The organism is Streptomyces sp. CBMA29 (genome assembly GCF_014596445.1).
Taxonomy (GTDB): Bacteria; Actinomycetota; Actinomycetes; order Streptomycetales; family Streptomycetaceae; genus Actinacidiphila.
In genome coordinates, this window is sequence record NZ_MECL01000104.1 from 16,682 (window position 1) to 32,807 (window position 16,126).

9 protein-coding genes are annotated in these 16,126 nt (G+C 71.8%); 5 read left to right on the plus strand and 4 right to left on the minus strand.

The window, feature by feature from the left end; all coding sequences use genetic code 11:
- The first annotated feature begins 56 nt into the window (after positions 1 to 56).
- From BGM09_RS15745 to BGM09_RS15755, 3 genes are all read left to right on the plus strand, one after another.
- A complete protein-coding gene (locus tag BGM09_RS15745) occupies positions 57 to 1,055 on the plus strand; it encodes a 2-hydroxyacid dehydrogenase (protein WP_188282214.1) in 999 nt (332 codons plus the stop codon).
- A 109-nt stretch (positions 1,056 to 1,164) separates the two neighbouring features.
- Positions 1,165 to 2,190, plus strand: a complete 1,026-nt coding sequence (locus BGM09_RS15750; protein WP_188282215.1) for an ATP-dependent 6-phosphofructokinase — start codon at positions 1,165 to 1,167, stop codon at positions 2,188 to 2,190.
- 105 nt (positions 2,191 to 2,295) lie between these two features.
- Complete coding sequence (locus BGM09_RS15755) at positions 2,296 to 3,735, plus strand: ATP-binding protein (RefSeq protein ID WP_188282222.1); 1,440 nt, start codon at positions 2,296 to 2,298, stop codon at positions 3,733 to 3,735.
- Positions 3,736 to 3,752: 17 nt separating this feature from the next.
- On the opposite strand, the gene glgB is transcribed toward BGM09_RS15755, so the two are convergent.
- Together glgB and BGM09_RS15765 are read right to left on the minus strand one after the other, a co-directional pair.
- Positions 3,753 to 6,368 carry a 1,4-alpha-glucan branching enzyme gene (gene glgB / locus BGM09_RS15760; protein ID WP_188282216.1) on the minus strand — a complete coding sequence of 872 codons (2,616 nt, stop codon included), beginning with the start codon at positions 6,366 to 6,368 and terminating at the stop codon, positions 3,753 to 3,755.
- Positions 6,365 to 7,819 (minus strand): maltokinase N-terminal cap-like domain-containing protein, encoded by a 1,455-nt coding sequence (locus BGM09_RS15765; RefSeq protein ID WP_411158314.1) that lies wholly within the window; start codon positions 7,817 to 7,819, stop codon positions 6,365 to 6,367. The genes glgB and BGM09_RS15765 overlap by 4 nt, the downstream gene beginning before the upstream one ends.
- Here BGM09_RS15765 and BGM09_RS37725 point away from each other — a divergent pair.
- Entirely contained in the window at positions 7,722 to 8,198 is a 477-nt protein-coding gene (locus BGM09_RS37725; protein WP_223187056.1) for a hypothetical protein, read from the plus strand. The genes BGM09_RS15765 and BGM09_RS37725 overlap by 98 nt on opposite strands.
- Positions 8,199 to 8,383: 185 nt before the next feature.
- Here BGM09_RS37725 and treS read toward each other — a convergent pair whose 3' ends face one another.
- Positions 8,384 to 10,084 carry a maltose alpha-D-glucosyltransferase gene (gene treS, locus BGM09_RS15770; RefSeq protein ID WP_188282218.1) on the minus strand — a complete coding sequence of 567 codons (1,701 nt, stop codon included), beginning with the start codon at positions 10,082 to 10,084 and terminating at the stop codon, positions 8,384 to 8,386.
- Positions 10,081 to 12,066: an alpha-1,4-glucan--maltose-1-phosphate maltosyltransferase gene (locus tag BGM09_RS15775; RefSeq protein WP_188282219.1), complete on the minus strand. Its 1,986-nt coding sequence runs from the start codon at positions 12,064 to 12,066 to the stop codon at positions 10,081 to 10,083. Before BGM09_RS15775 ends, treS begins: the two co-directional genes overlap by 4 nt.
- Before the next feature lie 740 nt (positions 12,067 to 12,806).
- Between BGM09_RS15775 and glgP the strand changes: the two genes are divergently transcribed.
- Complete coding sequence (glgP, locus tag BGM09_RS15780) at positions 12,807 to 15,416, plus strand: alpha-glucan family phosphorylase (RefSeq protein WP_188282220.1); 2,610 nt, start codon at positions 12,807 to 12,809, stop codon at positions 15,414 to 15,416.
- Positions 15,417 to 16,126: the final 710 nt, after the last annotated feature.

Below are 16,126 nucleotides of genomic sequence, written 5' to 3' on the forward strand. Positions count from 1 at the left end.
CCGTGAGGGCCGGTGCACGTAGAGTGATCGGAAGGTCACGGAAGGAGGCCACGCCGGTGGACGTGTTGGCGACTGGGGTGCAGCGCGACGAGCGCCCTCTGCTGGAGGCGGCCTTCGGGGCGCGCCATCAGGTGCGGTGCCTTGAGACGTTCCTCACCAAGGACACCTTGCCGCTGGCGGCGGGGTACGAGGCCGTCTCGACGAGTGTGAACGCGGTGCTGGACGCGCCGGTGCTCGAAGCCCTGGTGCGCGGCGGCACGAAGCTGATCGCGCAGCGCTCGACGGGCTACAACAACATCGACCTGGACCACGCGGAGCGGCTGGGGATGACGGTGGCGCGCGTCGCCCGCTACTCCCCGTATTCGGTGGCGGAGTTCGCCTGGACGCTGGCGTCGGCGCTGAACCGGCGGATCGTCCGGGCCGCGAGCCGCACGCGGGACTTCGACTTCCGGCTGGACGGCCTGCTCGGCCGGGACTTCCACGGCCGTACGGTCGGCGTGGTCGGCACCGGCAGGATCGGCACCGCCTTCACCGCCGTCGCCCGCGGCTACGGCATGCGCATCCTCGGCTGGGACATCGCGGTCAATCCGGCCTGCACAGAACTGGGGATGGAGTACGTCGAACTCGACCGGCTCTTCAGGGAGTCGGACCTGATCAGCCTCCATGTGCCGCTGATGCCCTCCACCCACCACCTGGTCGGCGAGCGGCGGCTGGCGCTGATGAAGGACGACGCGATCCTGATCAACTCCAGCCGCGGCGGCCTGATCGACTCCGCCGCGCTGGTCGAGACGCTGCGCGAGGGCAGGCTCGGCGGCGTCGGCCTCGACGTGTACGAGGAGGAGGCCGGGGTCTTCTTCTACGACAAGTCGCTGGAGGTGATGACGGACGACACCCTGGCCAGGCTGCTGACCTTCACGCATGTGCTGATCACCTCGCACCAGGCGTACTTCACGGTGGACGCGATCGACGAGATCGTGGCCGCCACCGTCCGCAATGTGGACGACTACGTGGCGGGCCGGATCACCGAGTGCACGCTGGTCCCGAAGTCCCCGTGACCTGGAGCCCCGCCCGGGGGCGACCAGCCGCTGTGATCCACTGGATACCGACAGCGCGTGACAGCACGCGCCACAGCAGCAGCCGACGACCGTCTGGAGAGACAGGCCCATGCGTATCGGAGTCCTCACCGCCGGCGGCGACTGCCCCGGCCTCAACGCCGTCATCCGGTCGGTCGTGCACCGCGCGCTGACCGGGCACGACGACGAGGTCATCGGCTTCGAGGACGGCTTCGTCGGCCTGCTGGAGGGCCGCTTCCGGCCGCTCGACCTCAACTCGGTGAGCGGCATCCTCGCCCGTGGCGGCACCATCCTCGGCTCGGCCCGGCTGGAGCGCGCCCGGCTGCGCGAGGCGGCGGACAACGCGGACGAGATGTGCGCCGAGTACGGCATCGACGTGCTGATCCCGATCGGCGGCGAGGGCACGCTGACCGCCGCCCGGATGCTCTCCGACGCCGGGATGCCGGTCGTGGGCGTGCCCAAGACCATCGACAACGACATCAACGGCACCGACCGCACCTTCGGCTTCGACACCGCGGTGACCGTCGCCACCGAGGCCATCGACCGGCTGAAGACCACCGCGGAGTCCCACCAGCGCGTGATGGTGGTCGAGGTGATGGGGCGGCACGCGGGGTGGATCGCCCTGGAGGCGGGCATGGCGGGCGGCGCGCACGGCATCTGCATCCCCGAACGTCCCTTCGAGCCGTCCCAGTTGGTGGCGATGGTCGAGGAACGCTTCGCGCGCGGCAAGAAATTCGCCGTCATCTGCGTCGCCGAGGGCGCCCACCCGGCCAAGGGCAGCATGGACTACGGCGTCGGCGAGATCGACAAGTACGGGCACGAGCGCTTCGCGGGCATCGGCGCCACGCTGGCCATGGAGCTGGAGGAGCGGCTGGGCAAGGAGGCCCGCCCGGTCATCCTCGGCCACGTCCAGCGCGGCGGCGTGCCGACCGCGTACGACCGGGTGCTGGCCAACCGCTTCGGCTGGCACGCCGTGGAGGCCGCCCACAAGGGCGCCTTCGGTCACATGACCTCGCTCCAGGGCACGACGATCGGCCTGGTGCCGCTGGCCGACGCCGTCACCCAGCTCAAGACCGTCCCCGAGGAGCGCATGGAAGAGGCGGAGTCGGTCTTCTGACCCCGCCGTCCCTGACGGGACCGGCTGTTGCTCAGATTCATCTGACTATGACGCAAGTGGGCTATAGTTTTCTTGAGTCAGATGAGATCGATGAAGTGGGTGCGTGTGACCGGATTCGTCGGACGTGACCGGGAGCTGGCCACGCTGGAGCGGCATCTGGACTGGGTGCGTGGGGGGCGCGGCGACCAGGCGGGCAGGGCGTTGCTGCTCCGTGGGCGGCGGCGTGTCGGGAAGTCGCGGCTTGTCGACGTCTTCTGCGAGCGATCCGGTGCGCCGTACCTCATCCACCAGGCAACACGCGGTGAGAAGCCGGAACAGGAGCGTGCCCGGTTTCTCGGAGCGCTCCGGGAATCGTCCCTGCCGGGCCGGGAGCTCGCCGAGGGGCTGGAGACCGCGGCTAGCTGGGACGCCGCTCTCCGGCTGCTGGCGGCGGCGCTGCCCGACGACCGGCCGAGCATCGTCGTGCTCGACGAGCTGCCCTGGCTGATCGAGGCCGATCCGGTGGCGGAGGGCTCGTTGCAGACGGTCTGGGACCGGGTGCTGAGCCGTAAGCCGGTACTGCTGGTGCTGATCGGCAGCGATCTGGCCACCATGGAGCAGCTGTCCGCGTACGGGCGGCCGTTCCATCAACGGGCCGTCGAGATGGTGCTCGCGGGGCTTACGCCGCATGAGGTCATGGACATGACCGGGCTGTCCGCGGCCGACGCCTTCGACGCGTATCTGGTCACCGGCGGGCTTCCGCTGATCTGCCAGGAGTGGCGGACCGGTGAGAGCCGGACCGACTTCCTGCGGCGGGCTCTGGAAGATCCGACCTCCCCCCTGTTCGTCTCGGGGGAACGGTCGCTGGCGGCCGAATTCCCGGCCGCGCTCCAGGCGCGCCAGGTGCTGTCCGTCATCGGCGCGGGTGAACGCACTTTCACCTCGATCGCCAGTGGCGCGGGCGGGGTGGCCGGACCCCTCCAGCCCGGCTCGCTGAGCCCCGTGCTCAAGGCACTGGTCGAGCGGCGTCTGGTGGCCGTCGACACCCCGCTGTCCATCCGGCCAGGTGAGCGTGACCGCCGCTACCGCGTAGCCGATCCGTATCTGCGTTTTTGGCTGGCCTTCCTCGAGCGCGGCCTCTCCGAGGCGGAGCGCGGCAGAGGCAGGCGGCTCGCGGAGGCGGTCGAGCGGGGCTGGACGTCATGGCGTGGCCGGGCCGTCGAGCCCGTCGTACGGGAGGCGCTGGGCCGGCTGCTGCCGGACGAGCGATGGCCGGAGGTCGCAGAGGTCGGCGGATGGTGGCCGCGCGGCAACCATCCCGAACTCGACCTGGTGGGGGCGGACCGGTCGCCCGCTCGGACGATCGGATTCGTGGGCTCCGTGAAGTGGTACGAGCATGCCCCGTTCGGGGCAAGGGACTTCGCCGCTCTGGCGCGTGATGCCCTCGCTGTGCCGGGCGCCGACGACCGTACGCCGCTGGTCGCCGTCTGTCGTACGGCTGTCGGCACCGACGGGCTGGACGCGGTGTACGGCCCGGACGACCTGATCGCCGCCTGGGCCGTATAGCGCTGGTGCCGTCGGGGTCAGGCCGGGCGGAGCCAGAGGGTCGCCAGCGGGGGGAGGGTCAGGGAGATGCTGTGGGGCTGGCCGTTCCAGGGCGTGGGCTCGCTCTTGACGGGCTCGGCGGCCACGACGCCGCTGCCGCCGTAGCGGGCCTCGTCGGTGTTCAGCACCTGCTTCCAGACGACGTCGGGGGAGCCGAGACGGTAGTTCTCGCGGACGACGGGGGAGAAGTTGCTGACGCACAGCAGCGGGTCGCCCGCCTCGTCGTGGCGGAGGAAGGAGAAGGTGTTGTCCTCCACCGCGCCGCCGTCGATCCAGGTGAAACCGCTGGGATCGGTGTCGAGCTGCCACAGCGCGGGCGCGGCCGTGTACGCCGCGTTCAGGTCCCGGACCAGGTCACGTACGCCCTTGTGGTCGGGCGCGGCCGGGTAACTCTCGTCCAGCAGCCACCAGTCGGGGCCGTTCTCGTGCGACCACTCGGCGCCCTGCGCGAACTCCTGTCCCATGAAGAGCAGTTGCTTGCCGGGGTGGGCCCACATGAAGCCCAGGTACGCCCGTACGGTGGCCCGCTGCTGCCACCAGTCGCCGGGCATCTTCGCGACCAACGAGCCCTTGCCGTGCACCACTTCGTCGTGCGAGATCGGCAGCACGTAGTTCTCCGAGTACGCGTACACCATGGAGAACGTCATCTCGTTGTGGTGGTACTTGCGGTGCACCGGCTCGTGCGAGACGTAGTCCAGCGAGTCGTGCATCCAGCCCATGTTCCACTTCAGGCCGAAGCCGAGGCCGCCGAAGCCGGTCGGGCCGACCAGGTGGGTCGGCCGGGTGACCCCGTCCCAGGCAGTCGACTCCTCCGCGATGGTGACAGTGCCGGGACAGCGCCGGTAGACGGTCGCGTTCATCTCCTGGAGGAACGCCACCGCGTCCAGATTCTCCCGGCCGCCGTACGCGTTGGGCAGCCAGTCGCCGCCCTCACGGGAGTAGTCCAGGTAGAGCATCGAGGCCACCGCGTCCACCCGCAGCCCGTCGATGTGGAACTCCTCGCACCAGTACACGGCGTTCGCCACCAGGAAGTTGCGCACCTCGGTACGGCCGAAGTCGAACTCCAGGGTGCCCCAGTCCGGGTGTTCCGCCCGGCGCGGATCGGCGGGCTCGTACAGCGGCGCGCCGTCGAACCGGGCCAGCGCCCAGTCGTCCTTGGGGAAGTGCGCGGGCACCCAGTCCATGATCACGCCGATCCCGGCCGCGTGCAGGGCGTCCACCAGGTACCGGAAGTCGTCGGGTGAGCCGAGCCGCGAGGTCGGCGCGTAGTACGACGTCACCTGGTAGCCCCAGGATCCGCCGAAGGGGTGCTCGGCGACCGGCATCAACTCCACGTGCGTGAAGCCGAGTTCCGTCACGTACGCGGGCAACTGCTCGGCCAGCTCGCGGTAGGTCAGCCCCGGCCGCCACGAGGCCAGATGCAGCTCGTAGACCGAGAACGGCGCCTGGTGGACCGCGAGTTCGCCCCTGCGGGCCATCCACTCCTGGTCCGCCCACTCGTACGCCGAGTCCGTGACGACCGACGCGGTCGCGGGCGGCACTTCGGTGGCCCGCGCCATCGGGTCGGCCTTCATCCCGCGCGAGCCGTCCGGGCGGGTGATCTCGTACTTGTACGCCGTCCCGGTGCCGACGCCCGGCACGAACAGCTCCCACACCCCGGTCGCGCCCAGCGAGCGCATCGGGAAGCCGGTGCCGTCCCAGTAGTTGAACTCCCCGGCCACCCGCACCCCGCGCGCGTTCGGCGCCCACACCGCGAAGCGCGTACCGGTCACGCCGCCGTGCGTCATCGGCCGGGAGCCCAGCGCCTTCCACAGCTCCTCGTGCCGCCCCTCCCCGATCAGATGCAGGTCCAGCTCCCCGAGGGACGGCAGGAAGCGGTACGGGTCCTCCACCGTGTGCTCGCCGTCGTCATACGTGACGGCCAGCCGGTACTCCGGCACGTCGGTGCGGGGCAGCACCGCCGAGAAGAGGCCGTCGGCCTCGTCGGTGAGGTCGAACCGCTCGCCGTCCACGACGGCCGCCACCGCCCGCGCGAACGGGCGGAGCGCCCGGACCCTTACCCCCGCACCCTCCGGGTGCGCACCCAGCACGCCGTGCGGGTCGTGATGCGCGCCATTGAGCAGCCGCCAGCGGTCACCGTCCTGCAGGTGCCCGGCCCGGGAGGGCCCCGCAGGGGCGCGGGGAACCGCGCGCTCAGCCGACGTGCTCCCGCGGGTCACCACCGGTCCCGGCGGGGCAGTCCCGATCGTCTCCCCACCACCGGCCGCTGTGGGTTGCTCGCGCTCACGCGGCGGCAGCCGCACGTCGGACTCGGCCCCGCGCGGCGACGCGGGCGTCACCACCGGCTCGGCCGGGACCGCGGTCGTCACCACCGGTTCCTGCGGGGCGGCCTCGGCGTGCCGGGTGTCCGGCACCGGAGCGGTGCCGGACGCGGCCCTCGCGGGGGAGCCCGAGTCGTAGCCGCGTGCCTGGGCCTCGGGGACCGAGCCCGCGACCGGGCCGGGACCGGCGCTCGTCCGCTCAGGGCCGCTCGCGGGCGCGGCAGGGGAGGTGCTGCGGTCAAAACCGCGCGCCTTGTCGTCGGGGCGTGTCACGGGCTGGACTCCTCAGAAGGGGCGGCGTCAGATGTGGCGGCGGCCAGGCGGGCCAGGGCGGAGAGCGGGATGGGGAGCCAGGCGGGGCGGTGCCGCGCCTCGTACCGGGCCTCGTAGACCGCCTTGTCGGTCTCGAAGGCCCGTATCAGCACGGGCTGTTCGCGCGGGTCCACCCCGGACACGGCGGCGTACCCGGCGCAGAAGGCGTCCCGGTGGCGGGCGGCCCAGGGGCCGTTGCCGCTGTGGTGGGCGGCGTAGTCGAAGGACCGCAGCATGCCCGCCACGTCCTGGACCGGCGGCGCCGCACGGCGCCGTTCGGCCAGCGGCCGGGCCGGCTCGCCCTCGAAGTCGATCAGCACCCACTCGCCGTCGGGACCGCGCAGCGCCTGCCCCAGGTGCAGGTCGCCGTGGATCCGCTGGGCGGTCACCGCGTTGCCGGGGGCCGCGCCGAGCCGCGCCAGGTCGTCGAAGGCCGAGCGCAGCGCCGCCACGTGCGGCCGTACGGCCGGGACCTCCTTCGCGGTCTCGTCCAGCCGCCGGGTCATCGCCGAGGCGATACGTTCCAGCGCTGGGCCGTCCAGGGTACGTACCGGCAGCGCGTCGGCCAGGGCGCCGTGCACCTCGGCCGTGGCGCGGCCGAGCGCCGCCGCCTCGCCCGTGAAGTCGCCGTCCTCGGCGACCGAGGCCAGGGCCAGGGCCCAGCCGTCGGACGAGCCGGGCAGGAAGCGCTGGAGCACGCCGAGCGTGGTCGGCTCCGTCGTGCCGGCCGCCGCGCCCTGCGGGCCCTTGACGCCCTCCGGCGGCAGCGCCTCGAACCAGGCGACCGGCTCCGCGACCCGCCGCGAACCCTTGTGGGCCAGCGCGAGCGACAGCTCCAGGTCCGGGTTGGTGCCGGGGGAGACGCGGCGGAACAGCTTGAGGATGTAGGCGTCCCCGTACACGACCGAGGTGTTGGACTGCTCGGCGGTGGACACGCGCGGGGTCAGCCCCGGCGGGAACTCCTCCTGCGGCTCGGCACTGAAACACAGCCGTCCGGTGCGGCCGGGCACGCGGAGCCGTTCGAGCAGCAGCGCGGCCAGCCGGGGGTCGTGCGGCGCGTCGTAGAGCGTCAGGCCGTCGTACGGGCCGCCGACGGCCGGGCCGAGCGCGGCCCGTACCAGCGCCGACGGCAGCAGCGGGTGCGCGCCGAGCAGCAGTTGGTAGCAGTCGGCGGGGCGGCCGGGCTGCTCGACGTCCACCAGGACGTGCAGCAGCCCCAGCGGGCCGAGCCGGCCGCCGGGCGGCATCAGTTCGGTGGCCGCGGCCAGCCGGAAGCCGCCGATGGGCAGGCCCTTGCCGGCGAACCAGCGCTGTTTGGGCAGCCAGGAGCGCAGCAGCGGTTCGAGTGACCGCAACAGGCCGGGCGCCAGCGCCCGCCCGGCGACGGGCGGCACACCGGTCGCGGACGGCACGTCCGGGGCCGTCGGCGAAGCGGCGGCCGAGGAAGAGGCCGATGCGGCGGCCGACGCCGAGGAAGAGGCCGAGGCGGATGAGGAAGCCGCGGCCGAGCGCGCGTCCGTCACGGGGTGTGACCCCGACACGGATGGTGAACTCGATGGTGAATTCGATACGGATGGTGAGGTGGATACGGACGGTGAGGTGGGTACGGAAGGAGCACGGGTCCAGGAGCGGTCCGACATGACGTCCTTTCCCCGGGGAGTCGCGCACCCAGCCGCTTCGACGCGCGGCGGGGGCGCCAGCCTCCCGGATGACGGGTTCGGGCTGTCCGGCGACACGGGGAGCCTGCCCCGGGCGGGTGACAGGAAACCGCCGTACGGCCCGCTCGCGTGACGATCATGTGTCACGACGTGGGGAGCGAGCCGACGTACGACGGAATGCGCCCCGCGGGTGCTGCTGGGGTACTCCGGATACTGCCAGGGGTCCGGGATGCCCGCTACTCGGAGCGGGGGCCCGGCGCGGGGGCGGTGCGCCGCCCGCGTCGGCTGCGGGGGGCCGGTCGTTCCGGCCCCCCGCCGTCACACCTGCTCGCGGCGGAGCCGGAACCAGTAGAAGCCGTGGCCCGCGAGGGTGAGCAGGTACGGCAGTTGACCGATCGCGGGGAAACGCACCCCGCCGATCAGCTCCACCGGGTGACGCCCGGCGAAGCTCCGCAGATCCAGCTCGGTGGGCTGGGCGAACCGCGAGAAGTTGTTCACGCACAGCACGAGGTCGTCGCCTGACTCGCGCAGGAACGCGAGCACGGCCGGGTTGCTCGACGGCAGCTCGGTGTAGGAACCGAGCCCGAAGGCACGGTTCTGCTTGCGGATCTCGATCATCCGCCGCGTCCAGTGCAGCAGCGAGCTGGGTGAGCTCATCTGCGCCTCGACATTGGTGACCTGGTACCCGTAGACCGGGTCCATGATCGTGGGCAGGTAGAGCCGTCCGGGGTCGCTGGACGAGAAGCCCGCGTTGCGGTCGGGGGTCCACTGCATCGGCGTACGGACCGCGTCCCGGTCACCGAGCCAGATGTTGTCGCCCATGCCGATCTCGTCGCCGTAGTACAGGATCGGGGATCCCGGCAGGGAGAGCAGCAGCGCGGTGAACAGCTCGATCTGGTTGCGGTCGTTGTCCAGCAGCGGTGCCAGCCGCCTGCGGATGCCGATGTTGGCGCGCATCCGCGGGTCCTTGGCGTACTCCGCGTACATGTAGTCGCGTTCCTCGTCGGTCACCATTTCGAGGGTCAGCTCGTCGTGGTTCCGCAGGAAGATGCCCCACTGGCAACTCGCCGGGATGGCGGGAGTCTTCGCCAGGATCTCCGACACCGGGTAGCGCGATTCCCGCCGGACCGCCATGAAGATGCGCGGCATGACGGGGAAGTGGAACGCCATATGGCATTCGTCGCCGCCCTTGCGGAAGTCGCCGAAGTAGTCGACGACGTCCTCGGGCCACTGATTGGCCTCGGCCAGCAGCACGGTGTCGGGGTAGTGCGCGTCGATCTCGGTGCGCACCTTCTTCAGGAAGTCGTGGGTACGCGGCAGGTTCTCGCAGTTGGTGCCCTCCTCCTGGAAGAGATAGGGCACCGCGTCCAGCCGGAAACCGTCGATCCCGAGGTCGAGCCAGAAGCGCAGCGCGGCCAGGATCTCCTCCTGCACCCGCGGGTTCTCGTAGTTGAGATCCGGCTGGTGGGAGAAGAACCGGTGCCAGTAGTACTGCTTGCGCACCGGGTCGAACGTCCAGTTCGAGGTCTCGGTGTCGACGAAGATGATGCGGGCGCCGTCGTACTGCTTGTCGTCGTCCGCCCAGGTGTAGAAGTCCCCGTACGGTCCCTCCGGGTCGCTGCGAGACTGCTGGAACCACTCGTGCTGGTCGCTCGTGTGGTTCATGACGAAGTCGATGATCACGCGCATGCCGCGCTGGTGCGCGGCGTCCACGAATTCCACGAAGTCGGCCAGGTCACCGAATTCCGGCAGCACGGCCGTGTAGTCGGCCACGTCGTATCCGCCGTCCCGCAGCGGTGACGCGAAGAACGGCGGCAACCAGAGGCAGTCCACGCCGAGCCACTGGAGATAGTCCAGCTTGGCGGTGATGCCTTTCAGGTCGCCTACGCCGTCTCCGTTGCTGTCCTGGAAGGACCGGACGAGGACTTCGTAGAACACCGCCCGTTTGAACCAGTCGGGATCACGGTCCTTGGCCGGTGTGTCCTCGAAGGTGTCAGGGACGGGTTCGTTGACGATCAACTGAGTGACCCTCCGATCGAAGGAGACGGTCGCAGCGACAGGACATGCGCGGGCGCGCGGCCCGGCTCAAGGCGCACATAGTTGTCTCTGCCCCAGTGGTAGGTGTCCCCGGTGAGCTCGTCGCGCACCGGGTATGACTCGTGCCAGGAGAGCCCGAGTGCCGGCATGTTCAACGAGACGGTGGCCTCCTGGGTGTGGAACGGGTCCAGGTTGACGACCACCAGTACGACATCGTCGTCGCGGCGCTTGGAGTAGGCCAGTACCGCGCTGTTGTCCACTGGGTGAAATGTGATGTCCCGTAGCTGCTGGAGCGCCGGGTGACGGCGGCGCAGCCGGTTGAGCGTGGTGATCAGCGGGGCGAGCGAGCGGCCCTCGGCCTCGGCCGCCGCCCAGTCCCGCGGCCGGAGTTCGTACTTCTCCGAGTGCAGGTACTCCTCACTGCCGGGCTTGGCAGGGGCGCCCTCGCACAGTTCGAAGCCCGCGTAGACGCCCCAGGTGGGGGAGAGCGTCGCGGCGAGCACCGCCCGCGCCTCGAAGGCCGGACGGCCGCCGTGCTGGAGGAAGGCGTGCAGGATGTCGGGGGTGTTCACGAAGAAGTTGGGCCGCATCCACGCTGCCGCCTCCCCGCTCAGCTCCCGCATGTAGTCGGTCAGTTCGCTCTTGTCGTTACGCCAGGTGAAGTACGTGTACGACTGCTGGAAACCGATCTGACCGAGGGTGGCCATCATCGCCGGACGGGTGAACGCCTCCGCCAGGAAGATCACGTCCGGGTCGGTGCGGTTGATGTCCGCGATGACCTTCTCCCAGAACACCACCGGCTTGGTGTGCGGATTGTCCACCCGGAAGATCCGCACGCCGTGCGCCATCCAGTGCCGCAGCACCCGCAGGGTCTCCCTGACGATGCCCGCGAAGTCCTCGTCGAAGGCGATCGGGTAGATGTCCTGGTACTTCTTCGGCGGATTCTCCGCGTACGCGATCGTGCCGTCCGCGCGGTGCGCGAACCACTCCGGGTGCTTGGCCACCCACGGGTGGTCGGGCGAGCACTGGAGCGCGAAGTCCAGCGCCACCTCCATCCGCAGCTCGCGGGCCCGCTCCACGAAGTGGTCGAAGTCCGCGAGGGTGCCCAGGTCCGGGTGGACGGCGTCGTGCCCGCCCTCGGGGGAGCCGATCGCCCATGGCGAGCCGACGTCGTCGGGGCCGGGCGTCAGGCTGTTGTCCGGTCCCTTGCGGAAGGCTGTGCCGATCGGGTGAACGGGCGGCAGATAGACCACGTCGAAACCCATCGCGGCCACCGCGGGCAGCCGCTCGGCCGCGGTACGGAAGGTGCCCGAGCGCGGCGGGGCGCCCGCTTCGAGCACCGCGCCCTCCGAGCGGGGGAACAGCTCGTACCAGGACCCGTACAGCGCCCGCTCCCGCTCCACACGCAGCGGCAGCGGCCGGGAGGCGCTGACCAGCTCGCGCAGCGGATACCGGTCGAGTGCGCCGGCCACGTCGTCCGCCAGCGCCGCCGCGTGCCGGGCGGCGGGGGTGCGCGAGGCGTCCCGCAGCGCGTCCACCGCGGCCAGCACACCGGCCCTGCCGTCGCTCTTGGGCACACCGGCCGCCGCCCGCTCGTGCAGCAGCGCGCCCTCGGCCAGCACCAGTTCGGTGTCGATCCCGGCGGGGATCTTGATGCCCGCCGCGTGCCGCCAGGTCGCCACCGGGTCGGACCAGGACTCCACGCAGTACGTCCAGCTCCCCTCGGCCGTCGGAGTGACGCGCGCGCCCCACCGGTCCGTGCCGGGCTCCAGCTCGCGCATCGGCGTCCACGGCCCCGGCCTGCCGGTCGGGTCCCGCAGCACCACATTGGCGGCCACCGCGTCGTGCCCCTCCCGGAACACGGTGGCGGTCACCTCGAAGGTCTCTCCGGCCACCGCCTTCGCCGGGCGGCGGCCACAGTCCACCAACGGACGGACATCGACGACGGGAATACGACCGATCATTGCCTCACCTGACAGCGCTGTGGATGGGACGGCGGAGATGGGGGGCGGCGGAAAGCGGCCCACGGCGGCGGCGAGCAGCGTCGCGACGGGCCGCTCCCTCGCGGGCCCTCGCTCTTTTTAGCTGTTCCGGGCAGTGCGGGCTTGCCTGCATGGCCGCTCCAGTCCGCGTTCACTCTTGTGGAGGTGCCAGTGCCCCTCACGGCACTGGGTGATGATCCGGGACGATTGCTGCCATGACGGTGGTGCCATACGGGTGGTGCCGTGGGACCTGACGGTGCGTTGTGACGCTGTGTGGTGCAGTCTCGTGCTCCGCGCGAAGCCCCGCAATCGGAGCCTGCCCACGCTCCGCGAGACGAAAGCACCTCACCGAAGCGTTTCGGGAGCGCGTCACGAATGCTCAATCCGCCACCCCCGACCTGCCCCTGACGTCATTGTGGGGCCGACCACGGGCGCACCGGACACGCGCCCCCGAGAGCGCCCCCGCGCACGCCCCCACCGTACGCGAAGCACCCGACACGCCCGCGTACGGCCGTACCCCTCACGTCACCCGGACCCCACAGGGCAACGGCGGTTACGCGCCCGGCCGGTGACCCCCGGCCGGGCCCGTACGACCTGCCTCGCCCACCGGCGTGATCCGCACCGTGACCGGTCGCCTCCGTGAGCCGCCGTTCGAGCGTTTGAACCACCGGATCGTGGAGACCGGCCGCAGGCCCCCCACCATCAGGTCTACGGTCGAATACGTGAAGGCAATCCGTCGATTCACCGTGCGCACCGTCCTGCCGGAACCTCTGCGTCCGCTCGGGGAGCTGGCCCAGAACCTACGCTGGTCATGGCACCCGGAGACCCGGGAGCTGTTCCAGAGCGTCGACCCCGTGGGCTGGCGGGCCGCCCAAGGCGACCCCGTGCGGCTGCTCGGCGCCGTGTCCAAGGAACGGCTCGCCGCGCTCGCCGGCGACCGGCGCTTCCTGCGCCGCCTGGCCGCCGCGGCGGAGGAACTGGCCGACTACACCGGCAACCCCCGCTGGTATCAGGAACAGAGCGACCTGCCCGCAGCCATCGCCTACTTCTCACCCGAATTCGGCATCACCGCCGCGCTGCCGCAGTATTCCGGCGGCCTCGGCATCCTCGCCGGCGACCACCTGAAGGCCGCCAGCGACCTCGGCGCCCCGATCATCGGCGTCGGCCTGCTCTACCGGCACGGCTACTTCCGCCAGACCCTCTCCCGCGAGGGCTGGCAGCAGGAGCAGTACCCCGTCCTCGACCCCAACGAGCTGCCCGTCACCCTGCTCCGCGAGACCAACGGCGCCCCCGCCGAGGTCTCCCTCGTCCTGCCCGGCGGCCGATCGCTGCGCGCCCAGATCTGGAAGGCCCAGGTCGGACGCGTCCCGCTGCTGCTCCTCGACTCCGACGTCGAGGCCAACGAACCCGCCGAGCGCGAGGTCACCGACCGGCTCTACGGCGGCGGCAGCGAGCACCGGCTGCTCCAGGAGATGCTGCTGGGCATCGGCGGCGTCCGCGCCGTCCGCGCCTACTGCCGGATCACCGGCCACGCCGAACCCGAGGTGTTCCACACCAACGAGGGCCACGCCGGTTTCCTCGGCCTGGAGCGCATCCGCGAACTGGCCCTCGAAGGGCTCGACTTCGACGCGGCGCTGGAGGCCGTACGGGCCGGGACGGTGTTCACCACCCACACCCCCGTCCCCGCGGGCATCGACCGCTTCGACCGCGAACTGGTCGGCCGCCACCTCGGCGACGGCGGCGAACTGCCCGGCGTCGACATAGGCCGCGTCCTCGAACTCGGCATGGAGACCTACCCCGGCGGCGACCCCAACCTGTTCAACATGGCGGTGATGGGCCTGCGCCTGGCCCAGCGCGCCAACGGCGTGTCCACCCTGCACGGCTCCGTCAGCCGCGAGATGTTCGCCGGGCTGTGGCCGGGCTTCGACCCGGAGGACGTGCCGATCACGTCCATCACCAACGGCGTGCACGCGCCCACCTGGGTCGCCCCCGAGGTGTTCCGGCTCGGCGCCCGGCAGATCGGCGCCCAGCGCGCCGAGGACGCCCTGACGGTCGGCGGCGCCGACCGCTGGGAGGCCATCGCCGACATCCCCGACGCCGCCGTCTGGGAACTCCGCCGCGAACTGCGCGAACAGCTCGTGGAGGACGTACGGCGCCGGGTCCGCGAGTCCTGGCGGCAGCGCGGCGCGGGAGAGGCCGAACTGGGCTGGACCGACAGCGTCCTCGACCCCGACGTGCTCACCATCGGCTTCGCGCGCCGGGTCCCGTCGTACAAGCGGCTCACCCTCATGCTGCGCGACCAGGACCGGCTGATGGACCTGCTGCTGCACGCCGAGCGGCCGATCCAGATCGTGGTCGCGGGCAAGGCGCACCCGGCCGACGACAGCGGCAAGCGGCTGGTCCAGGAGCTGGTCAGATTCACCGACGACCCCAGGGTCAGGCACCGGATCGTCTTCCTGCCGGACTACGACATGCGGATGGCGCGGCTGCTCTACCCCGGCTGCGATGTCTGGCTCAACAACCCGCTGCGCCCGCTGGAAGCCTGCGGCACCTCGGGGATGAAGGCCGCGCTCAACGGCTGCCTCAACCTGTCGGTGCTCGACGGCTGGTGGGACGAGTGGTTCGACGGCGACAACGGCTGGGCGATCCCCACCGCCGACGGCGTCGCCGACGAGGACCGCCGCGACGAGCTGGAGGCCGCCGCGCTCTACGACCTGCTGGAGAAGCAGGTCGCGCCGCGCTTCTACGACCAGGGCGCGCAGGGCCTGCCCGGCCGCTGGATCGAGATGGTCCGGCACACCCTCACCACCCTCGGCCCGAAGGTGGTGGCCGGCCGGATGGTCCAGGACTACGTCCGCACGCTGTACGCGCCCGCCGCCCGTTCGCACCGCGCCGTACACGGCGAGGAGGCCGGGGCGCTGGCCGCCTGGAAGCGGCGGGTACGGCAGCAGTGGCCGCAGGTCTCTGTCCAGCACGTGGAGACCGGCTCGGTCGGCGGCGCCCCGGAGCTGGGCTCCACGCTCACCCTCCGGGTCGAGGTCGCCCTCGGCGAGCTGGACCCGACGGACGTCGACGTCCAGCTCCTGTCCGGCCGCGTCGACGCCGCCGACCGGCTCGCCGATCCCACCGTGGCCTCGCTCAAGCCCACCTCCCGCACCGACACCGCGGGCCGCTACCACTACGAAGGCCCCCTCACCCTCGACCGCACCGGCCCCTTCGGCTACACCGTCCGCGTCCTCCCCACCCACCCCCACCTCGCGACTCCGTCGGAGCTCGGCCTGATGGCGATTCCGCCCGAAACGGAGGGCATGACAGCCGGCGTCCTCCGCTAACCACCCTCCGGCCGCGGCCGTCCCGGCCCCGCGCGCCCGCCGCCCTACCACCGGCCGGGACCCGCCTCGGGCGTGGCGTCGGCCTTCCGGCCGGGGGCTTCCGCCCGGGGCCTTCGGCCTGCCCGGCTTGCGCGGCACAGGGTTCGGAGGCTGAGGGTCGCCGGATGGCTTTCGGCCGGGGCGGGCTTCCGGCGGGGGTTGGTCGCCGACCCGCCTCTGGCCGGGCCCGCCTCCGGCGTGGGGTCGGCCTTCCGGCCGGGGGCTTCCGCCCGGGGCCTTCGGCCTGCCCGGCTTGCGCGGCACAGGGGTCGAAGGCTCAGGGTCGCCGGACGGCCTTCGGCCGGGGCTGGTCGCCGGGTGGGCCTGCGGCCGGGCTTTGCCTCTGGCGTGGGTCTGGCCTTCTGGCCGGGGGCTTCGGCCTGCCCGGCGCGCGGCGCAGGGGTCCGGGGGCTGAGGCCACCGGACGGCCTTCGGCGGGGACCGCCTCCGGCCGGGGGCTTCGTATGGTGCCCCCGGCCTGCCCGGCCTGCCCGGCCTGCCCGGCCTGCCCGGCCTGCCCGGCCTGCGTGGCATATGGGTTCGGAGTCCCCCGGGTCGCCGGACGGCTTTCGGCCGGCGCGGGCGTCCGGTCGTGTCGGGCTGGGGCCGATGGCCGGGACTGGCGGGTTGCTTGTGGCGGCGAGGCGCGGGGGGTGACGGGACGTGGGGAT

Bases quoted from the DNA above. Each gene is read 5' to 3' on its own strand.
- BGM09_RS15750 (WP_188282215.1), top strand. From the start codon at position 1,165: ATGCGTATCGGAGTCCTCACCGCCGGCGGCGACTGCCCCGGCCTCAAC.
- BGM09_RS15775 (WP_188282219.1), bottom strand. From the start codon at position 12,066: ATGATCGGTCGTATTCCCGTCGTCGATGTCCGTCCGTTGGTGGACTGT.